This window comes from Polynucleobacter sp. Adler-ghost (assembly GCF_018688495.1).
Taxonomy (GTDB): domain Bacteria; phylum Pseudomonadota; class Gammaproteobacteria; order Burkholderiales; family Burkholderiaceae; genus Polynucleobacter.
Window position 1 is genome coordinate 1,771,918 of the sequence record NZ_CP061320.1, and the last position, 20,680, is coordinate 1,792,597.

The following is a 20,680-nucleotide window of genomic DNA, read 5'->3' on the forward strand; positions in this document are numbered from 1 at the left end:
CTTTATGCCTACACAACAACTCGACTATTTCACATCCCTCGTAGCCGAAGACGAGCACTTTCCCTTAACTGAGGCAGCGGTGGCAGTTGCACAACACGCCTACCCAGATCTCGATGTTCAGGGCGTACTTGATCAGATTGATCAGTGGGGCAACAAAATCAAGCAGCGTATTACTCCTGACACGCCACCGATTCAGCGCCTGCAGTTGCTCAAACATTTCTTTTATAACGAGTTAGGCTTTGGCCCAAACCAGAATGACTTCTACGCCCCCGAGAATTCTTACCTCCACCAAATCATTGAGAATCGTCGCGGTATTCCAATCTCATTGGCGATCTTAATGATGGAGCTTGGACAGCAGATTGGTTTAAATATTCGCGGAGTATCTTTTCCAAATCATTTCATGATGCGCATTTCGTTGCAACAAGGCGAAATCATCATGGATCCATTGAATGGCGAATCCCTCTCCAAAAATCAGTTACAAGAAATGCTCGATCCCTATCTCGATGCTAAAGGCTATCGTGGTGAGCTCAGTCTGCCACTCAATATTTTCTTGCGAGCCTCTAGCTCTCGAGAAATTCTCTCGCGCTTTATGAGAAATCTCAAAATGATTTATTCGGAAGATGAGCGTTGGGAGCGCTTACTGGGCATCCAAGAACGTCTAGTAATTTTGCTGTCAGATTCAGCGGAAGAGGTTCGTGATCGCGGCTTGATCTTTGCACAACTAGAGTATGTACGACCTGCGATAGCTGATCTGCATCACTACTTAAGCGAAATGCCTGGCGCAGAAGATGCGGCAGATATTCGCGAGCATATCGCGACGCTAGAGAGTCAAACTAAACTGCATTAAGCAGCTCTATTGAGCGTTCTTAATTCTTTTTACGTTGAAATAATTTATAGATAGCAGCCAACACAATCGGAATCGCAGCTGCACATATGCCAATCAATACGATCACGTTGAGGTTTTGGCGAATGATCGGGATATTGCCGAAGAAGTATCCAGCAATAACCAAACCAAAGACCCATAAGAGCGCGCCGGTCACATTGAAAAACTGGAAGCGAGAAAAGTTCATTGCTGAAACTCCAGCAACAAATGGTGCAAAGGTACGAATGATCGGCAAAAAGCGCGCCACAATAATTGTCTTGCCGCCATGCTTCTCATAAAAAGAATGGGTTTTGCGCAAAGCTGCTTGATCGATCCAACGTGATTCGCTGCTAAAAATTCGTTCGCCAATCCACCGACCAATAAAGTAGTTCACTGTATTACCAGCAATTGCAGCAATCAACAATCCAATACATAGTGTCCACAGATTAAAGTGCTCGGTAGCGCAATAGGCTCCAGCAATAAACAATAATGAATCCCCGGGCAAAAAGGGAGCCACCACTAGACCAGTCTCGGCAAATACGATCGCAAAGAGTAAGCCATAAGCCCAGTAACCGTATTGCTGAATCACTAGGTCTAAATGACGATCAATGTGCAATAGTAAGTCGCCTAACTGCAATAAGGTATCGATCAAATCGTGCTCCATGTATTCGTTGCAAGGATATTAACAGGCTAGCAATACAGAGTGGGGCATTTCATTCTTATAATGGGTTATGCAAACTGAACCTCACATTCAGCCTACGCATTCACCTCATCAGCCACCCATACTCTGTATTGTTGGCCCTACAGGCGCAGGCAAAACTCATCTTGCGATGTCATTGGCTGAGCATGCTAAATCCATAGGTCAAACCGTTGAATTAATCAGCATGGACTCCGCTCTGGTCTATCGCGGCTTAGATATTGGCAGCGCTAAACCTACTCAGGCTGAGCGAGCTGCTGTTCAGCATCACCTCATCGATATTTTGGAACCCACCGAATCTTATTCAGCCGCGCGCTTTGCAAATGACGCCAAGCAGCTCAGTAAAGAAATTCGTGATCGCGGAAATATTCCCGTTGTAGTGGGTGGAACGATGTTGTACTGGCGGGCCTGGGCATATGGCCTCTCATCTCTACCGCCAGCAGATCCAGAAATCCGCGCCCGTCTTGATGAGCAAGGTAAAGCTATTGGCTGGCCTGCGATGCACGCTAAATTAGCTCAAGCTGACCCCATGACTGCTGCGCGTTTACAGCCTAATGATTCTCAACGAGTACAACGTGCTTTAGAAGTTTATGAAATTACGGGCAAGCCGATGTCAGCACTGTTGGCAGATTCACCAAGCGAAGATGGTAGAGAAGGGTCGACTATTCCAGAATGGATTGATCTCATTTCATTAGAGCCAAGCGATCGCTCCCGCTTACATCAGAACTTAGAAAAGCGTTTTGATGAAATGCTGAGCGGAGGATTATTAGAAGAGGTTGAACTGTTGAGAAAAAATCCAGCTCTGCATGGTGACCTACCGGCCATTCGCTCAGTGGGTTACCGTCAAATCTGGGAATATTTATCTGGTGAAGTGGATCAAACTGAAATGCGCTACAAGGCACTAGCAGCCACTAGGCAGCTTGGCAAACGACAATTAACTTGGTTGCGCGCAATTGCTGGAAGAAAGACATTTGACCCGTTCAACCCAACTGAGTTAAACGCGGCCCTAGAGTACTGCAAGCAAAGTCTAGTTAAATAGGCTTTTACTGAGTATTAAATAACGATAGTTTGTGGTGCGCCAGCAGGACGCTCTACAACCTCGCCAACCGTCCAAGCATATAAACCTTCAGCCTTGAGAGATTGGATTGCAGTGTCAGCTTGATCAGCAGACACAATGACCACCATCCCAATACCGCAGTTAAATACGCGCACCATTTCTGCATCGGCTACGCCACCCTTCATTTGCAGCCAGCGAAACAGTTCTGGCATTTGCCAACTATCGCGATGCAGTACAGCTTGAGTATTTTCTGGGAGTACTCGTGGTACGTTGTCCACTAAACCGCCGCCAGTGATGTGAGCCATGCCCTTCACATTCATTTCATTGATCAACTTCAGTAATGGCTTTACATAAATTTGTGTAGGGGCCATGACTACATCGCCTAAAGGTCGGCCACCCAAATCATCAGTCGGCTTAGCACCGGCACGTTCAATAATTTTACGAACTAGTGAATAGCCATTGGAATGTGCGCCGCTCGAAGCAATCGCTAAAACGACATCGCCTGGGGTAATCGTTGCACCAGTAATAATTTTGGATTTTTCAACTGCACCAACAGCAAAACCGGCTAGGTCGTATTCGCCTGGAGGATACATACCAGGCATCTCAGCAGTTTCACCACCGATGAGTGCGCAACCAGATAACTCACAACCTTTCGCAATACCGCCAACGACTGTGGCTGCAGTATCCACAGTAAGCTTGCCGCAAGCGAAGTAATCCAAGAAAAAGAGGGGTTCAGCACCCTGAACCAAAATGTCGTTCACGCTCATCGCCACCAAATCCTGGCCGATCGTATCGTGACGATCCCACTCAAAGGCCAATCTGAGCTTTGTACCAACCCCATCAGTACCGGATACCAAAACTGGCTCTTTGTAGCGCTTTGGGACCTCAAAGAGGGCGCCAAAGCCACCAATCCCAGCCAGCACGCCTTCACGCATGGTTTTCTTGGCCAAAGGCTTAATGCGATCAACCAAATCATCCCCGGCATCGATATCGACACCTGCATCACGGTAGGAAAGGCCTTTTGAGGAAGAATTGGTAGGTGAGTTCATGGCAGAGATAGAAGATTAGTAAGAAACGCTACTTGGTCGGTAGAATCATTGAATTCTAGAGGATTCGAGGACGATGGCTGAAATTTTTACCCCTTTTCTGACTGCATTTATTCTGGCTTATGCCCTGCGCCCAGTTTGCTTGTGGCTTGAGAGGCAGCGCCTGCCCCGCGCAGCGGCCGCCGGGATTGCCATGATTATTGGCCTTGCAGTCGTATTTTTAATCTTGACCCTCTTTATTACCCTCATCAAAACCGAAATTCCCCTGATTAAGGCTCAGTTTCCGACTTGGATCCAAAACACCCAATCCTGGCTTGGGCCTAAGTTGAGTGAATTTCACATTGATGTGGATTGGGGTACTCTGAAATCCAGTGCGACTCAAAAAATTACTACGCACCTCAACGACAACTCTGATGCACTCATGTCCTCCACCTTGGAGACCGTGCTGATGTCAGGCAGTTCGGTAATCGCAGGATTCGTTAATGCGGTTCTGATCTTGTTTGTCATGTTTTATTTATTAATCGACTGGACTCATTTTTTCAAACTCATTAGAACGATTGTTCCGGTCCGCGCACAAGAGACGATTCACCACCTCGCAATGCATGCCGATGGCTTACTCTCGCAATACCTCCGGGGCATGCTGATTGTGATTTCGATCATGTCCGTTTTCTACAGCGTAGGATTAAGTCTGATTGGCATTAAAGGTGCGGCAGCCTTAGGCGTCTTTACTGCACTCATGATTGTGATTCCCTATATTGGCATCACCCTGGGTTTTACTCTAGCCGTCCTTGCAGCTCTTTTGCAGTTTGGGCCTGGTAGCGCAATTATTGGAGTCCTCGTCCTATACGGATTAGGTCAATTCATTGAGGGCTTCTTTCTCACGCCACGCCTCGTAGGTGAGCGAATTGGCTTACACCCCGTTGCCGTGCTCTTTGCCTTATTGTTATTTGGAAAGTTATTTGGCTTCTTTGGTGTCCTACTCGCATTACCTATCAGCGCTGTGGGTTTAGTACTCTTGCAATATGGTTGGACGCGCTATATTCAAAGTCCGTGGTACCAAAAGTAAATTACTGCAGCAATGAATAGTCCCTCACTACCAAGGCAGTTTGCACTCGACATTGGCCACACACCCAAACCCAGCTTCAGTAATTTTTTAGCCGGAGAAAATCTAGCGCTGCACTCTACCTTGCAGGCAATAGCTAAATCCTGGGAAATGAATGCGCCAAGATTAGATAGTGAGAATCCTCTCAATCAACGCTGGATCTATTGGTGGGGCCCAGAAGGCTCTGGTCGCAGCCACTTACTTGGCGCCATCGGCAATGCTGCTCAGCAATTAGACTTGGAATACTTCCCCCTAACCCCTCATGAACCCATTTCCTGGGTGAGTCTGGAGGAAAGCCTGCCTGCACTATGCTCCAGCGTGACACCCTCAGTCATTACTGTTGATGATGTGGATCGACTTGATGAGCGCCTAGTAGCCTCCTTGTTTCGTATTCTGAATGCTATACAGGGTAGCGAAGCAATGCATATTTTCATGGCGGGTAATGCTGCCCCTGCCGTACTAAGACTTCGAGAAGACTTGCGCACCCGCCTAGGATGGGGTTTGATCTTTCAAACTCATCTTTTGAGCGATGATGAGAAAATAGAAGCCTTACAACAAGCAGCACAAGCACGTGGCTTAGTTTTATCGTCAGATGTATTACCTTGGTTGTTAAATCGCTTTTATCGGGATATGCCCAGTCTGATGGCATTAATTGATGCTTTGGATGCTTACTCACTAGAAACAAAACGCGCTGTCACCTTGCCCCTCGTTAGAGAGCTCTTGCAGCCTAAATAAATATTCATGACTCAATTAGCACTGTTCGATTTAGATCACACTCTTCTCCCCTGCGATAGCGATTACGAATGGGGTCAGTTCTTGGCGCGTATTGGTGTAGTCGATAGTAAATACTATGCACAGCAAAATGAACGCTTTTATCAAGATTACAAAGATGGAAAGCTCAATATCCAAGAGTTTCTGCGCTTTGCATTAAAGCCACTCTCCGAACACTCCCGCGCACAGCTTAAAGAATGGCATGAGGCCTTTATGCAAGAGGTCATTACAGGCCAACTCCGCCAACAGGCGCTTGATCTCGTGAAGCGCCACCAAGATGCTGGCGATCTTTGCTGTGTTGTGACTGCAACCAATAGCTTTGTTACTCGCCCCATCGTAGAAAGTTTTGGCATCGAGCATCTGGTAGCCACTGAACCCGCCACCGTGGGAGATCAACCTTTTGCTGATTTCACAGGTGAAGTTAAGGGGATTCCGAGTTTTCGGGAGGGCAAAATTCAACGAGTTCATGATTGGCTTGCCACTCAAAAGCTCGCATTGAATGAAATGCCACACAGTTATTTTTATTCAGACTCGATGAACGATTTACCTCTGCTGGAAAAAGTGAGCAATCCTGTTGCTACTAATCCGGATGCTCGCCTACGTGATGAGGCCTTAAAACGTCACTGGCCCATACTTGAACTGTTTGCATGATTACCAAATTTATTAAACGTATTTTGCGTCGCGATCCCATGATCCGACATACTGCAGCCCATACCTCTGGTGCGCCGAAACGAGTCCCTAAAAAAACTCACCGTATTGACCCAGACTTACTCTCTAAAAATGCCGTGAAGGTAACTCAGACACTGCAGCAGGCTGGCTATGATGCTTTTATTGTGGGTGGCGCTGTAAGAGATTTAGCTTTAGGTATTGGCCCCAAAGACTTTGATGTGGCAACCAATGCCACCCCAGAGCAAGTACAAAAACTATTTCGCAAAGCGCGCCTCATTGGTCGTCGCTTTCAGATTGTGCATGTCACTTTCTTTGGTAAAGGCCAACCTGAAATTATTGAGGTATCTACCTTTAGAGCTCTATTGGAGAACGCTGGCGAGCATGTAGCAGAAAATGGCCGCATCTTACGCGATAACGTCTGGGGCAGCCAGCATGAAGATGCTGCACGCAGAGATTTCAGTATCAATGCGATGTACTACGACCCTGCTACTGAAACCGTACTCGACTATCACGGCGGTATGGCTGACATGCAAAAGAAGACATTGCGCATGATTGGTGACCCGGCGAAGCGCTATCGTGAAGATCCGATTCGCATGTTGCGCGCCATTCGCTTTGCGGCCAAGACAGGCTTTACCTTAGACGCAGCAACTCGCGCACCTATCGCTAAATTAGGTAAATTGATTCATGATGTTCCGTCTGCTCGTCTCTTTGATGAAATTCTCAAGCTACTCATGTCTGGTTACTCATGGGCTGCGATTCAAGGCCTCAAGGACGCGGGGCTCCATCATGGCCTACTGCCCTTGCTAGATCACATCCTGGATCAGAGTGCAGACTCCAAAGAAGCCAATGATTTTGTTCGCACTGCCCTGGCCAATACCGATCAACGCATTCAATCTGGCAAAAGTGTTTCAGCTGGATTCTTGTTCGCCACTTTGCTCTGGCCAGATCTCCTGAGCAATTGGAAAAAGAATATCGGCAAAGGGATTTCTAATATTCCTGCACTACATGATGCGATGGATGAGACTATCGCCAGTCAAAGCAGCGGCATGGTAATTCAGCGTCGCTTCGAGAGCGATATGCGGGAAATCTGGTCAATGCAACCCCGCTTTGAAAAGCGTGTTGGACGCTATCCTTATCGCCTGATTGAATCTCCACGTTTTAGAGCGGGTTATGACTTTATGCTCCTGCGTTGCGCCACGGGAGAGAAGAATTCAGCTCTGGGCGAATGGTGGACAAGCTTTATTGAAAGTGACCCAACTGGGCAAGAGGCCCTGATGGCGAGCGTCAAAAATGAGACTGGCAACAGCGACTCTCCCACAAAACGACGTCGCCGAAGAAAAGCCAAAGTGTCCTCGCCCACTGAAAGTGCAGCAGACTAAGCAGACTTGAGAAAAATTCAGTAAAGTAGTTTCAGTAGTTTCTCTGCACCCTTCTTTTGTTTGGAATGAGCATGGCTCGAGCTTTTATTGGATTTGGCGGCAATATCGGTGACACACGTCAGCTTATTACTGATGCAATTGTGTGCCTTGCACAGCGTTGCGAGCTCCAAATACTAGCTAAAAGCTGTTTTTACCAAAGCGCGCCCTTTGAAGCTACCGGCGGGGACTACATCAATGCAGTCATTGAAATTGAAACGCAATTAAGCCCTTACGGCCTTTTGCACGTCTGCCAAGCAGTCGAACAAGAATTTGGGCGTGAGCGTCCTTACGCTAACGCACCCCGGACGATTGATCTAGATATCCTATCCTTTGAGGGTGTTTCTCAAACAGATACGGAACTCACCATTCCCCATCCTAGAATCATTGAACGCTCGTTTGTTCTACTTCCTTTGCTGGAAATTGCCCCAGATTTCTTTTTGCCCAATTTGGGCGAGCTCAAGGCGTATTTGCCTAAGGTAGCCGATCAGCGCATTGAAAAACTCTCTTGCCGCAACTGTAATTGTGGTGAAAAACAGGTTTATAGCCAATCAGCGCATTAATTCATTAAACTCACGCCATGGGTTACTTGCAAGGCGAAAAGCCAATTACGATCTCTAAACTCCTCACCATGCATGCCGAGGGTGAAAAAATTACGATGCTGACGGCATACGATTCCACAATGTCAGCCTTGTTAAATCGCAGTGGAGTAGAAACCATCCTGATTGGGGACTCTTTAGGTAATGTGATTCAAGGTCACTCCAGCACAACACCGGTAACTGTTGAGCAAGTGGCTTATCACACTGAATGTGTCGCTCGAGCTAACACCCATGCATTCATCATTGCCGACCTACCTTTTGCGAGCTATGGTGACCCTGTTCAAGCCTTAGATTCAGCAGCAGAGCTCATGCGCGCTGGTGCCGACATGGTCAAACTTGAAGGTGGTGATTGGCAAATCGACATCATTCAGTATTTAGTAGAACGTAGTGTTCCTGTTTGCGCCCATCTTGGACTATTACCCCAGTCTGTTCACATCTTGGGTGGTTATAAGGTTCAAGGTAAATCGAAAGATGCTGCAAGCCTCATGCTTGAGCAGGCAATTGCTTGCGAACAAGCTGGCGCGCAAATGATTGTGCTCGAAGCCATTCCATCCTCATTGGGCAAGCTCATTACCGAATCACTCACCATTCCTACCATTGGAATCGGTGCAGGTACGAATTGCTCAGGTCAAGTATTAGTATTGCAAGATATGCTAGGCATCAGCCCCGGGAAGCCACCAAAGTTTGTTAAAAACTTTATGGATGGCCACACCTCTATTGAAGCAGCAGTCAAAGCCTATGTCCGAGAGGTTAAATCCGGAAAGTTCCCCGGACCCGAGCACGGCTTTGCTGGATAAATTCAAGCTACTAGTTAACTAAAAAAGCTCTTTACCCCATCAAACCAACCCTTTTGATGGGGGTTATGTTTGTCTCCACCTGATTTCAGGCTATCGTCAAAACTCTGCAGTAATTTTTTCTGTTCATCAGTTAACTTCACTGGAGTCTCGACAGCAACGTGGACAAAGAGATCGCCCACCATAGTTGAGCGCAAACCTTTAATGCCCTTGTTACGCAAACGGAATGTTTTTCCAGTTTGCGTACCCTCAGGAATCGGAAACTCCACACGCCCTGAAAGCGTTGGGACTTCAATATCCCCACCAATCGTTGCAGTTGCGAAGGAGATCGGCATTTGGACATGCAGATCACTGCCATCACGCTCAAATACCTTATGGGGCTTGACTCTCACCTCTACATAAAGATCGCCGGATGGCCCACCATTGACGCCAGGCTCGCCATTGCCAACGGAGCGCACACGCATACCATCATCAATACCCGCTGGGATTTTGATTTCCAACGTCTTTTGTTCTTTATGCTTACCGCTGCCATGGCAAGTCTTACATGGCTTAGGAATATATTCGCCTGTGCCACGACACTTAGGGCAAGTTTGCTGCATGGAGAAGAAGCCTTGCTGGACACGGACTTGGCCATGACCGCCACAAGTAGTACATCTCTCGGCTTTGCTACCAGGTTCAGCGCCAGTGCCATGACATGGCTTGCAATTGCTCCAACTTGGCACCCGAATTTGAGTCGTGTAACCCTCGGCAGCTTGCTCAAGAGTGATCTCCATGTTGTAACGTAAATCAGCACCTTTATATACCTGCGGTCCCGACTGACGCCCGCCACCTTGACCAAAAATATCGCCGAAGATGTCGCCAAAAGCATCGGCAAAACCGCCGCCACCAAATCCGCCACCGCCAAAACCACCAGATTGATCGAGACCAGCGTGACCATACTGATCATATGTGGCACGCTTATTTGGGTCCGTTAAAGTTTCGTAAGCCTCTTTAACTTCTTTAAATTGCGCTTCTGCCGTTTTGCTATCGGGATTGCGATCAGGGTGATACTTCATCGCCATTTTTCGATAGGCTTTTTTTAGCTCATCTTCGCTAGCGCCTTTGGCAACTCCAAGGACCTCGTAATAATCGCGTTTACTTGTAGACACAAAATTCCTCTCAACAACCTGAATGACACAAGTCGGCACGTGGCCGACTTGTTATTTAAGTACTTCTAAACTACGTTAAATGGCTTTCAATCTCCGAAATTACTTCTTGTCATTCACTTCTTTGAAATCCGCATCCACTACATCAGCATCGGGGGCTGCACCTGGCGCACCACCAGGCGCTGCGCCAGGAGCGCCACCAGCCTTAGCCTGTTCTGCAGCCATGGCTTTTTCACCGAGCTTCTGACTTGCTTTACCCAAAGCCTCGGTCTTGGCCTCTATGGCAGCTTTATCACTACCTTTGATGGCTTCGTCCAATTCTTTCAAAGCGGCTTCGATAGCTTCTTTCTCAGAAGCCTCCAAAGCAGAACCGTGCTCTTCTAGGGCTTTCTTAGTTGAGTGAGCCAAAGCATCAGCGGTGTTACGTGCTGTTACTAATTCCAATGCTTTTTTATCTTCATCGGCATTCGCTTCAGCATCTTTCACCATGCGTAAAATTTCCTCCTCAGTCAAACCTGAGTTTGCCTTGATGGTGATCTTGTTCTCTTTGCCAGTCGTTTTATCTTTTGCGGTTACATGCAAAATACCATTGGCATCAATATCAAAAGTCACTTCAATTTGTGGCATACCACGTTGCGCCGGAGCAATACCTTCCAAATTGAACTCACCGAGCAATTTGTTGGCAGCAGCCATTTCACGCTCACCTTGGAAGCACTTAATGGTTACCGCAGGCTGGTTATCTTCCGCTGTAGAGTAAACCTGCGAATGCTTCGTCGGAATAGTCGTGTTCTTCGGAATCATCTTAGTCATCACACCGCCCAAGGTTTCGATACCCAAAGACAAGGGGGTTACGTCCAGGAGCAATACGTCTTTTCGATCACCCGACAATACCGATCCCTGAATCGCAGCACCAACTGCAACCGCTTCATCTGGGTTTACATCTTTACGCGGCTCTTTACCGAAAATTTCTTTTACCTTATCCTGAACAGCAGGCATACGAGTTTGACCGCCGACCAGAATCACATCATCGATATCAGCGGGATTTACGCCAGCGTCTTTAATTGCAGTCAAGCAAGGACCAGCTGTACGGTTGATCAACTCCTCGACCAACGACTCTAGCTTAGCTCGGGTCAACTTCAAGTTCAAATGCTTGGGACCGCCTGCATCAGCAGTCACGTATGGCAAATTGATTTCAGTTTGTTGCGCAGATGACAATTCGATCTTGGCTTTCTCAGCAGCATCTTTTAAGCGCTGCAATGCCAATACGTCTTTACTCAAATCTACGCCCTGTTCTTTCTTGAACTCAGCAATGATCCAGTCAATGATGCGCTGGTCAAAATCTTCACCACCCAAGAAGGTATCACCGTTGGTAGAGAGCACTTCGAACTGCTTCTCGCCATCCACGTTAGCAATCTCAATAATGGATACGTCGAATGTACCGCCGCCCAAGTCATATACGGCAATCTTGCGATCAACCTTGTCCTGCTTGTCCAGGCCGAAGGCTAATGCCGCGGCAGTTGGCTCATTAATGATGCGCTTTACATCTAAACCAGCGATTCGACCCGCATCTTTAGTAGCTTGACGTTGGCTGTCATTGAAGTAAGCAGGAACCGTAATCACCGCCTCAGTCACTTCTTCACCGAGATAATCTTCGGCTGTCTTTTTCATTTTGCGCAGAATTTCTGCTGACACTTGTTGTGGTGCCATTTTTTTGTCGCGCGCTTCCACCCAAGCATCGCCGTTATCCGCCTGAACAATTTTGTAGGGCATCAAACCGATGTCTTTTTGCACTTCCGCATCAGTAAACTTACGACCCATCAAACGCTTTACTGCGTAGATGGTGTTTTTAGGATTGGTTACGGATTGGCGTTTTGCAGGTGCGCCAACCAATACTTCACCGTCTTCAACATAAGCGATGATGGAAGGAGTTGTGCGACCGCCTTCTGCGTTCTCGACAACTTTAGGTGCATTGTTTTCAACAACAGAAACGCACGAGTTCGTGGTTCCCAAGTCAATTCCGATAATCTTTCCCATAATGGCTCCAAAAAATTAAGTTACGTGTAATTTCGTCAAACTGCGAATAATTCAATAAGGAATAAATGGGGTCGAAGCAGAGAAATTCAAGGGTTAAAAAGCAAAAAAGGCAGATTTCTGCCTTTTATATCTTTTTTTGACCCAGAAAACCCCATTTAGGGGCTTTCAATACCTTATTTGGGTGCGCTCACGGTTACTAAAGCAGGACGCAAAATCCGATCAGCTATGGAATAACCCCTCTGGAGCACTGAAACTACGGTATTGGCCTCTTGGTCCGAAGGAACTGAAGCAATAGCCTGATGATGGTGGGGGTCAAACTTATCACCTACAGCAGGATTAATCTCAGTCAAGCGACCTTTTTCAAAAGCGGATAACAATTGTTTTAGGGTGATCTCTAGGCCCTCTTTAAAGGCTTTGGCATCTATAGTCTCTGCGTTCAGGGCCGCATAGAGACTGTCGGTAACTGGCACGAGGTGCTCAGCAAAACTCTCAATCGCAAACTTATGTGCCTTTGAGATATCTTCGGCGGCACGGCGACGAATGTTTTCGCCCTCGGCTTTAGCACGAAGGTAGTTATCCTGCATCTCGGTTAGCTTTTGATTTAACTCGGCAATTTCTTGCTCAGGAGTCTTTACTTCGGCATCCGCAGGAGCTGCTTGTGCACCAGCTTCAGCCTGAAGATCGGCAGCAGTATTTTCTTGCTCAGGAGATGGATTTTGATTTTCTTGGGTCATAGGTGCAAATTCACTTTTCTATCAGGATGGCTACTTCTCAACAATATGGGGCCGATTTAGGCAATTTCAAGTATGCCCAGCTTTAAGCAATCTTCGTTTTAGCTAATTCAGCCAAACGGTCGCGCTCCTGTAATACCGCATCGGACTCAACCCCTAAACTCCAGCCAGATAGATGCTGATGAGCAATTTCGTACATCGCATCGATCCACTTTGGATTGCTATTTAAGCAAGGGATGTAGCGGTAGTCTTTGCCGCCATGCTCCAAAAAGATCTCACGTGCCTCCATTGCAATCTCTTCTAAGGTTTCCAGGCAATCTGCCGGAAATCCTGGGCAAAAAATATCGACTCGTTTACAGCCTGCTTTACCCAACTCCTCAATCATGGGAGCCGTGTAAGGCTTGAGCCACTCCGCCTTACCAAAGCGAGATTGAAAAGTAACTAAGTATTGTCCAGGCTCTAGACCTAATGACTCACCAAGTAAGCGACCGGTTTTCAAGCACTCACAATGGTAGGGATCGCCCTTCATTAAATTGCGCTTGGGTAGGCCGTGAAAAGACATTACAAGGCGATCACCAGCAGCAAAATCTGGGCGACCATCTTTATCCCATGCTCCGAGTACTTGGTCACGTAATGCTGAAATATATGCAGGGTTGTCGTGATAGTACTTAACTAAACGCAACTCAGGTTGATTGCGCCAAGTCCCCAATACGCGAAACACTTCATCAAAACTGGAGGCAGTGGTTGTCGCAGAATATTGTGGGTATAGTGGCAGCAACAATAAACGCTCCATGCCCTGTGCTTGCAAGGCTTCCAGGGCTTGCTGAGTTGAAGGTTCACCATAGCGCATGGCTAAATCTACCAGCACTACTTGACCGTGATTAGCGAATTTCTCACCCAACTCTTTTGCTTGCAAGCGCGAGTAGTGCATTAATGGGGAACCCAATTTTGGCAACCAAATGGAAGCATATTTCTTTGCAGAAGCACCACTACGAATCGGCAAAATAATGCCATTCAAAATACACCACCAAATAATGCGGGGGATTTCTACAACGCGGGGATCAGATAAAAATTCCTTGAGATAAGCCCTTACTGCTTTAGCAGTTGGTGCGGAAGGAGTGCCCAAGTTGAGCAATAACACTGCTGTCTTAGAGGGGCGTAGGTGAGGATTTTGATTCAAGGAAGATCCGTCTTTATTAAGGAGAGCTAAAAGATATAAACATGACTAAGAACTTATTGGCGCACTTAATGCACCCGATAACAACTTAGAGGTGATGTCGACAATTGGAATCACCCGATCGTATGCCATGCGAGTAGGGCCAATCACGCCAAGAGTTCCAACGATCTGACCATCCACACTGTAGGGCGCACTGATGACAGCTAAATCTTCATAAGGCAGTAAATCACTTTCACCGCCAATGAAAATTTGAATACCATCGGCATGACTAGACACGTCTAGCAACTGCATAAGGACCGACTTTTGCTCGAGCATATCGAACATCTTGCGCAGCTTATCCAAATTCGTACTGAGATCGCCAACATTCAGTAAACGCCGCTCACCTGATAGCAGCATATCGCCTTGACCCATACCGTAATCACTAACGCCGCTATGCAATGCCAGAGCCATCAGCCCCGAGATATCGCTTCGCAAACTATCTAAATCAGAGGCAAGGTGCGCGCGCACCTCTGCAAAACTCTTGCCGGCAAACTGAGTATTGATGTAATTTCCAGCCTCAACTAGCTGACTTGGGGTGTAGTCTTGCGAGGTAGGCAGGATACGATTTTGCACATCACCCTCAGGCGTAACCATGATAAGCAGGATTTTGCCCTCACCAAGCCTCAAGAATTCAATATGCTTAAAGACCTGAGCTCGCTTGGGCGTCATCACCACCCCAGCAAAATGGGTCAAATTAGACAATATTTGAGCAGCGGAGTTCAGCACCCTTTGGGGTGAATCTGGCAAAAGACCTTTTTCCATCTCACGGGTCGCAATTTCCTCCAAAGGGCGAACAGTCACCATCGTATCCACAAAGAGGCGATAGCCCCTTGGGGTTGGGATACGACCTGCTGAGGTGTGGGGGCTAGTTACCAAGCCCATTTCCTCTAAATCAGCCATCACATTGCGAATCGTGGCCGCAGAAAGATCCAATCCCGAGAATCGAGATAGGGTGCGTGAGCCAATAGGCTGACCCTCTTCGATATAGCGCTCGATGAGGGTTTTCAGTAAGGCGCGGGAACGATCATCCATGGTGGAAGGGATTTTATGCGTATGGTTTAATCGTTATATGTTAAGCCCATCCCCAAATTCCAGCAAAAAGGCCTTTAGCCGGGTTGCGCTTGTAGGCAAATATCAGGCTGACGGCATGCAAGAGCGTCTTAAGGACCTGGCAGCACTTCTCGGCCAGCAAGGCTGTGAGGTCTATGTAGAGAGTTCCACTGCCAGCCACTTAAACCTAACCGCCTACCCGATCAAAAAAGTAGAGGAGTTTGCGGGAGCCATTGATTTAGCAGTGGTTTTAGGTGGTGACGGAACAATGCTGGGGATTGGGCGCCAACTGGCTGGCAGTAATGTCCCCCTCGTTGGCATTAATATGGGCCGCTTGGGCTATATGACCGACATCCCCATTCAGAACGTTCAAACGGTTTTGCCGCAAATGATTGCCGGTGACTACGAAGCCGACAGCAGAACACTGCTAGATGCAGTCGTGATGCGTGATGGCCAAAAAATCAATCAAGCTCTCGCCTTAAATGATGTAGTAGTCAATCGCTCCGGAATATCAGGGATGGTAGAGCTTGCAGTGCGCGTCAACGGTTCATTTATGTATAACCAGCGTTCAGATGGCTTGATCGTGTCTACCCCTACCGGCTCAACAGCTTACGCACTCTCCGCTGGCGGACCGATTCTGCATCCTCGGGTTGCCGGAATTCTATTGGCGCCAATTGCACCACACTCCTTATCTAATCGCCCCATTGTCTTACCGCAAGATATTGTGGTGAGTATCGAAGTGGTTGATGGCAGAGAAGTGATTGTGAACTTCGACATGCAATCACAAACTCATTTGCAATCAGGTGACATCATTGAAGTCAGTCAATCTGAAAAAACTATCACCCTACTTCACCCTCGCAGCCATAGTGATTACAAAACCTTGCGCGAGAAGTTACATTGGAATGAGTACCCATCGACATTCTGATGTCGAATTTTTTGGTACGCTAAACCATGTTACAAACACTATCGCTTCGCGACTTTGTCATTGTTGATCAGCTGGAGCTAGACTTTTCCTCTGGGTTTACAGTCCTGACTGGCGAAACAGGTGCCGGTAAATCTATCCTCTTAGATGCTCTCAGCTTAGTATTAGGTGAGCGTGCAGATAGCAGCCAAATTCGTGAAGGCTGCAACCGCGCAGAAATTAGCGCCCTCTTTCGGATTGATGTACAGCAAATTGAACATTTCAATCAATGGCTCGATGAACAAGGCTTTCCAATTGAAGACGATGGGAAAAGTCTTTTACTGAAAAGAACTGTAGAAGCTAATGGCCGTAGCCGTGCCTTCATTAATGGCAGCGTAGCAACCTTGGCACAACTGCGAGAAGCAGGTGATCAGCTAGTCGATATTCATGGTCAACATGCACATCAATTACTACTCAAAGGTGGTGCGCAACGGGAACTACTGGATCGTCATGCCAATCACCTAGATCTTATTACTGAGGTCTCCCAATTATTTAAAACCCTAAATGAATCGCGTCGCAGACTCGAGCAAGCTGAAAATGCTGGGCAAGATATTGAACGCGAGCGTGAGCGTTTGGAATGGCAATTAGAGGAACTCACTGAACTCTCTCCGCAAGAGTGCGAATGGAGTGCTATTCAAAGTGAGCATGCACGCCTTGCAAATGGTGCAAAAATTATCAGCGGGTGCCAAGAAGCAATTGATGCTCTGAGCGATGCGGATAACTCTGTCGAATCTACCCTCTCCAAGGCTAGCACCAATATAAGCGCTTTAGCCGAACATGACTCTGCACTCAGTGATATCAGCCAAGCCTTAGAGTCAGCCCAAATTCAGATAGATGAAGCGGTTCATGGCCTCAATCGTTATTTGCAAAAACTCGATTTAGATCCTGCACGCCTCAGCGAAGTGGAGGAGCGTATGCAAGCGCTTCATGGTGCAGCCAGAAAATACCGCACCGAAGCAGATGACTTACCAAAGCTTCTTTTGGATACCACCGAACGCTTAGAGGCATTAACTGCCTCGCAAAATATAGAAGCCTTGCGCGAGAGGGTGAAGCAAGAAGAGCTTGCCTATCTCAAGCAAGCAAAGCAGCTCTCACAAAAACGTAACAAGGCTGCGCTAGATTTAGGTAAGCAAGTTAGTGCTGCAATGCAGGACCTATCGATGGCAGGTGGACAGTTGGAGATTGCCTTGCTACCGCTGGCTGAAGGTGGCGCTCATGGTCTTGAGCAAATTGAGTTTCTCGTTGCAGGGCATGCTGGAAGCACTCCTCGCTCATTGGCAAAAGTAGCTTCCGGCGGTGAATTAGCCCGTATCAGCCTAGCTATTAGCGTCATCACCAGCAAGGCGTCCTTTACACCTACGCTGATATTTGATGAAGTCGATGCCGGTATTGGCGGCGCTGTTGCAGAAACCGTTGGGAAGTTATTACGTCAACTTGGTGAGTCACATCAAATTCTGTGTGTAACCCATTTGCCACAAGTGGCTGCGCAAGGTAATCACCACCTCAAAGTCAGTAAATCTCAGGCGGGCGATAAAACGCTCTCTCAGGTCATGCCGCTTGGAAGATCTGAGCGAGTAGAAGAGGTTGCGCGTATGCTGGGCGGAGCAACGATTACAGACACGACGCGCCGACATGCTCGCGAGCTACTAGAGCAAAACTAAGTTAGTTCAGCATCTGAAGGGGCGAGAAATATTTCTTGCCACAAAGCCAGTACTACCTCTCTTGCTTGAACCAGTTGCGGTTCAAGCTCCAAATTTACCCGCGTCTTTTCTGCACCATCTAAACGCAAACGATGTTGACGCGCCCGAAGCAAGCGATAGGCATCCCCCACATCTTGCGCTATTGCAGCCTGAATTAAGCCCGCCTCTCCAGCAATCCGAAGTAAAGCGATGTTCCCTAGATTACCAATCAGCTGTGGATAGGCGTTTGAGAATGCCAGGACTAAAAATTGCACGATAAATTCAATATCCACCATACCGCCGGCATCATGCTTCAAATCAAAGTCAGAGCCGGGGTTTGGATGTCCCGCATGAACCTTGCGACGCATTTCTAAAATCTCATGACGCAGTTGTACAACATCACGCTTCTGACTTAAAACATCAAATCGCACACTATCAAAGAATTCTCCAACCACTCTTGATCCCGCTGAGAATCTAGCTCGTGTTAGAGCTTGATGCTCCCAAACCCATGCGGCATTATCACCCTCCCGCATTTGGTATTTCTTAAATGCATCGGCATTTGTCACTAAAAATCCGGCAGAGCCATTTGGGCGAAGACGTGTGTCGATTTCAAATAAGTTGCCAGCTGATGTATAGGCGGTGAGCCAGTTAATCATTCGCTTAGCGAGTAGCGCATAAATTTCTTGGGCAGCAAAATCAGCCTCTTTAGCTTGATACAAAAAAACCAAGTCCAAGTCGGAGGCGTATCCCAACTCTTTACCGCCTAACTTGCCATAAGAAATTACTGCGAATGGTGCAGTCGTATCAAGCGGTAATCCAAACTTCTGGGCAACGCTAGGCCAAACCCGCTCAAAAGTGGTCTGCAATATTAAGTCCGCCAAAGCAGATAGATGATCACTCACCTTCTCTACTGAAAGCTCGTGATCCATGCCAATTCCCAAATCTGCGAGCAAAGTAATAAAGGTTTCTGTGTGATGGGTAATACGCAAGATATCCATCGCCTGCTCTGAGCCACCCCCATCCGCCATCACGTCATCAAGACGCATATCTAAAGTCGCTTTTACTTCCTGCCAATACTGTTCAGGATATTCAATCAGCGCCTTCTCGGTGCGCGAGTTGAGCAAGTAATCCAAGAGGTGAGGATGTCTGGTTAGGTATCCCGCACCCCATTGAGAGGTCTTGAGTAAAGCCAACACATTCGATAGTGCATGAGGATATTCAGACAAGATGGATAGATAAGCGCTACGCCTTGCAACCGCTTCTAGCAGATCAAAAAAACGTAGCAGGGTTTGATCTGCGCTAATCACAATAGGCTGATCCAATTGCAAATTCTCTGCAGCCTTGCGAATGAGGTTATTGAAAATGATTCTGCTTTTTTCTGATAGCTGTCTTTGCTTAGAGCTATCAGCCCAAGCCAGCCATCGGGCTGCAGACTCGGGGAACAGCGTGATGTCAGGCTCCCACCCTGCTGGCAAAGAGATATTGTCTAAACGTGCAGTATCATCGAGTACAAAAGCTTTTTCAAAATACTGAGCTACTGCCGTTTGGTGTCTATCAAGCTCAGATAAAAAACGAGTCTGCTCTTGAATCTGATTAGGACCGGCCATACTCACTGCTAAACGAGTACGAGGCCCCTCATCCTCGGGCAAATAGTGTGTCTGCTGATCTTCCCAAACTTGGATCCGATGCTCTAAGCGACGCAAGTAAATATAAGCTGTCTTTAAATCATCAATTTCTTTGGCAGGCAAAATACCTTGCTGCTTTACCAGCTCCAATACCTCCAGAGTAGGTCGGATACGAAAGCGAGGATCGGTGCCACCTCGCATCAACTGGAACATTTGCGCCAAGAACTCAATTTCACGGATGCCACCACGACCCAACTTAATATCTCTAGAGCGACCATGATGGCTGGAGGAGCGCTTCTCAGCCTCATGCTGTATTTGTGCATGCAGCTCACGGATGGACGCAATCACACCGTAATCAAGATGGCGGCGATATACGAAGGGACGAATCAACTGATCGAGTTCGCGCTCGCAATAGGCAAAAGAAGGGGAGTCAGGTAAGGGTGAGATTAACCTGCCCTTAATCCAAGCGTAGCGCTCCCACTCTCTTCCCTGTACCAATAAATATTCCTCGAGCATATCGAGACTGCAGACTAGGGGCCCAGAATCTCCATTGGGCCTTAAGCGCATATCCACCCGAAATACAAACCCATTGGCATCATGCTCGGCCAACAATTTAATCAGACGCTTACCCATTCGCGTAAACCACTCGTGATACGACAAACTCTTAGGTCCGCCCTGAGTATCACCTTCGTGCTCATACAAAAAGATTAAGTCGATATCAGAAGACAGGTTGAGCTCCAGCCCACCTAACTTACCCATACCCACCACCATTAAAGGCATCTCTGAATCTGTGACCTCACTCCAAGGCAAGCCAAAACGACGCTGCTGATCCTCTCGGATGTAGGCGATCGCGAGGGCAATTGCCGCCTCAGCAAAATGACTCAGCGCATGAGTTACCTCACTGAGATCGGCCATACCATTGAGGTCTCGGAAGGCAATCCAGAGCATGAGACGTTGCCTAGCCAGCCTGAGATCCGTCATAAACTGAGCCTCATCTTGCTCGGGTGCGGCTAATGCATCTCGGCAAGGACTCAATAGATCCTCAATTCCAATCACATCCACTTTTTGGGCGCCCTGAGTCCGAAGCCAATCAACCCAATCAGGGTGGGAGTTGAGCCAGCGTTGCGCGTAGCTGGAGTGCTGCTTTAGAAATTCAATTTGAGCGACAAAATCAGTCATTTCTCCATCTTAATCCGACTCCAGACTCAAACCTGCAGAAGCTTGGCG

General features: G+C 47.5%; 18 protein-coding genes. 10 read left to right on the forward strand and 8 right to left on the reverse strand.

Features of this window, described 5'->3' with window-relative positions; translation table 11 throughout:
• The first annotated feature begins 4 nt into the window (after window positions 1-4).
• Window positions 5-847 (forward strand): SirB1 family protein, encoded by an 843-nt coding sequence (locus tag ICV89_RS09230; protein WP_215308365.1) that lies wholly within the window; start codon window positions 5-7, stop codon window positions 845-847.
• Between the two features lie 19 nt (window positions 848-866).
• On the opposite strand, the gene ICV89_RS09235 is transcribed toward ICV89_RS09230, so the two are convergent.
• A complete protein-coding gene (locus ICV89_RS09235) occupies window positions 867-1,526 on the reverse strand; it encodes a DedA family protein (RefSeq protein WP_215308366.1) in 660 nt (219 codons plus the stop codon).
• Between the two features lie 67 nt (window positions 1,527-1,593).
• Between ICV89_RS09235 and miaA the strand changes: the two genes are divergently transcribed.
• Window positions 1,594-2,598, forward strand: a complete 1,005-nt coding sequence (miaA, locus tag ICV89_RS09240) for a tRNA (adenosine(37)-N6)-dimethylallyltransferase MiaA (protein WP_215308367.1) — start codon at window positions 1,594-1,596, stop codon at window positions 2,596-2,598.
• A 14-nt stretch (window positions 2,599-2,612) separates the two neighbouring features.
• On the opposite strand, the gene purM is transcribed toward miaA, so the two are convergent.
• Entirely contained in the window at window positions 2,613-3,665 is a 1,053-nt protein-coding gene (purM, locus tag ICV89_RS09245) for a phosphoribosylformylglycinamidine cyclo-ligase (RefSeq protein ID WP_371817844.1), read from the reverse strand.
• Window positions 3,666-3,738: 73 nt separating this feature from the next.
• Between purM and ICV89_RS09250 the strand changes: the two genes are divergently transcribed.
• From ICV89_RS09250 to panB, 6 genes are all read left to right on the forward strand, one after another.
• The gene (locus ICV89_RS09250) at window positions 3,739-4,728 is read left to right on the forward strand and encodes an AI-2E family transporter (protein WP_215308368.1); all 990 of its coding nucleotides are present in this window, start codon (window positions 3,739-3,741) and stop codon (window positions 4,726-4,728) included.
• A 12-nt stretch (window positions 4,729-4,740) separates the two neighbouring features.
• Window positions 4,741-5,499 carry a DnaA regulatory inactivator Hda gene (gene hda / locus ICV89_RS09255; protein WP_215308369.1) on the forward strand — a complete coding sequence of 253 codons (759 nt, stop codon included), beginning with the start codon at window positions 4,741-4,743 and terminating at the stop codon, window positions 5,497-5,499.
• 6 nt (window positions 5,500-5,505) lie between these two features.
• Window positions 5,506-6,186, forward strand: a complete 681-nt coding sequence (locus ICV89_RS09260) for an HAD family phosphatase (protein ID WP_215308370.1) — start codon at window positions 5,506-5,508, stop codon at window positions 6,184-6,186.
• Window positions 6,183-7,583, forward strand: coding sequence for a polynucleotide adenylyltransferase PcnB (pcnB, locus tag ICV89_RS09265; RefSeq protein WP_215308371.1), 1,401 nt, complete (start codon window positions 6,183-6,185; stop codon window positions 7,581-7,583). Before ICV89_RS09260 ends, pcnB begins: the two co-directional genes overlap by 4 nt.
• A gap of 71 nt (window positions 7,584-7,654) precedes the next feature.
• Entirely contained in the window at window positions 7,655-8,182 is a 528-nt protein-coding gene (gene folK / locus ICV89_RS09270; protein WP_215308372.1) for a 2-amino-4-hydroxy-6-hydroxymethyldihydropteridine diphosphokinase, read from the forward strand.
• A gap of 17 nt (window positions 8,183-8,199) precedes the next feature.
• Entirely contained in the window at window positions 8,200-9,015 is an 816-nt protein-coding gene (gene panB / locus ICV89_RS09275) for a 3-methyl-2-oxobutanoate hydroxymethyltransferase (RefSeq protein WP_215308373.1), read from the forward strand.
• A 14-nt stretch (window positions 9,016-9,029) separates the two neighbouring features.
• On the opposite strand, the gene dnaJ is transcribed toward panB, so the two are convergent.
• From dnaJ to hrcA, 5 genes are all read right to left on the reverse strand, one after another.
• Entirely contained in the window at window positions 9,030-10,160 is a 1,131-nt protein-coding gene (dnaJ, locus tag ICV89_RS09280; RefSeq protein ID WP_215308374.1) for a molecular chaperone DnaJ, read from the reverse strand.
• 99 nt (window positions 10,161-10,259) lie between these two features.
• Window positions 10,260-12,191 carry a molecular chaperone DnaK gene (gene dnaK / locus ICV89_RS09285; RefSeq protein WP_215308375.1) on the reverse strand — a complete coding sequence of 644 codons (1,932 nt, stop codon included), beginning with the start codon at window positions 12,189-12,191 and terminating at the stop codon, window positions 10,260-10,262.
• Between the two features lie 173 nt (window positions 12,192-12,364).
• Window positions 12,365-12,925 (reverse strand): nucleotide exchange factor GrpE, encoded by a 561-nt coding sequence (grpE, locus tag ICV89_RS09290; protein ID WP_215308376.1) that lies wholly within the window; start codon window positions 12,923-12,925, stop codon window positions 12,365-12,367.
• Window positions 12,926-13,007: 82 nt separating this feature from the next.
• Window positions 13,008-14,102 (reverse strand): ferrochelatase, encoded by a 1,095-nt coding sequence (gene hemH, locus ICV89_RS09295; protein WP_215308377.1) that lies wholly within the window; start codon window positions 14,100-14,102, stop codon window positions 13,008-13,010.
• 45 nt (window positions 14,103-14,147) lie between these two features.
• The gene (gene hrcA, locus ICV89_RS09300; RefSeq protein WP_215308378.1) at window positions 14,148-15,170 is read right to left on the reverse strand and encodes a heat-inducible transcriptional repressor HrcA; all 1,023 of its coding nucleotides are present in this window, start codon (window positions 15,168-15,170) and stop codon (window positions 14,148-14,150) included.
• A 37-nt stretch (window positions 15,171-15,207) separates the two neighbouring features.
• Here hrcA and ICV89_RS09305 point away from each other — a divergent pair, with 37 nt between their 5' ends.
• Window positions 15,208-16,113: an NAD kinase gene (locus ICV89_RS09305; RefSeq protein WP_215308379.1), complete on the forward strand. Its 906-nt coding sequence runs from the start codon at window positions 15,208-15,210 to the stop codon at window positions 16,111-16,113.
• 26 nt (window positions 16,114-16,139) lie between these two features.
• Entirely contained in the window at window positions 16,140-17,810 is a 1,671-nt protein-coding gene (gene recN, locus ICV89_RS09310) for a DNA repair protein RecN (protein WP_215308380.1), read from the forward strand.
• Here recN and glnE read toward each other — a convergent pair.
• A complete protein-coding gene (gene glnE, locus ICV89_RS09315) occupies window positions 17,807-20,632 on the reverse strand; it encodes a bifunctional [glutamate--ammonia ligase]-adenylyl-L-tyrosine phosphorylase/[glutamate--ammonia-ligase] adenylyltransferase (protein ID WP_215308381.1) in 2,826 nt (941 codons plus the stop codon). The genes recN and glnE overlap by 4 nt on opposite strands.
• Between the last annotated feature and the right edge of the window lie 48 nt (window positions 20,633-20,680).

Bases quoted from the DNA above. Each gene is read 5' to 3' on its own strand.
- hrcA (WP_215308378.1), bottom strand. From the start codon at position 15,170: ATGGATGATCGTTCCCGCGCCTTACTGAAAACCCTCATCGAGCGCTAT.
- grpE (WP_215308376.1), bottom strand. From the start codon at position 12,925: ATGACCCAAGAAAATCAAAATCCATCTCCTGAGCAAGAAAATACTGCT.
- ICV89_RS09235 (WP_215308366.1), bottom strand. From the start codon at position 1,526: ATGGAGCACGATTTGATCGATACCTTATTGCAGTTAGGCGACTTACTA.
- ICV89_RS09305 (WP_215308379.1), top strand. From the start codon at position 15,208: ATGTTAAGCCCATCCCCAAATTCCAGCAAAAAGGCCTTTAGCCGGGTT.
- dnaK (WP_215308375.1), bottom strand. From the start codon at position 12,191: ATGGGAAAGATTATCGGAATTGACTTGGGAACCACGAACTCGTGCGTT.
- folK (WP_215308372.1), top strand. From the start codon at position 7,655: ATGGCTCGAGCTTTTATTGGATTTGGCGGCAATATCGGTGACACACGT.
- purM (WP_371817844.1), bottom strand. From the start codon at position 3,665: ATGAACTCACCTACCAATTCTTCCTCAAAAGGCCTTTCCTACCGTGAT.
- recN (WP_215308380.1), top strand. From the start codon at position 16,140: ATGTTACAAACACTATCGCTTCGCGACTTTGTCATTGTTGATCAGCTG.
- ICV89_RS09250 (WP_215308368.1), top strand. From the start codon at position 3,739: ATGGCTGAAATTTTTACCCCTTTTCTGACTGCATTTATTCTGGCTTAT.
- hda (WP_215308369.1), top strand. From the start codon at position 4,741: ATGAATAGTCCCTCACTACCAAGGCAGTTTGCACTCGACATTGGCCAC.
- ICV89_RS09230 (WP_215308365.1), top strand. From the start codon at position 5: ATGCCTACACAACAACTCGACTATTTCACATCCCTCGTAGCCGAAGAC.
- panB (WP_215308373.1), top strand. From the start codon at position 8,200: ATGGGTTACTTGCAAGGCGAAAAGCCAATTACGATCTCTAAACTCCTC.
- glnE (WP_215308381.1), bottom strand. From the start codon at position 20,632: ATGACTGATTTTGTCGCTCAAATTGAATTTCTAAAGCAGCACTCCAGC.
- pcnB (WP_215308371.1), top strand. From the start codon at position 6,183: ATGATTACCAAATTTATTAAACGTATTTTGCGTCGCGATCCCATGATC.
- miaA (WP_215308367.1), top strand. From the start codon at position 1,594: ATGCAAACTGAACCTCACATTCAGCCTACGCATTCACCTCATCAGCCA.
- ICV89_RS09260 (WP_215308370.1), top strand. From the start codon at position 5,506: ATGACTCAATTAGCACTGTTCGATTTAGATCACACTCTTCTCCCCTGC.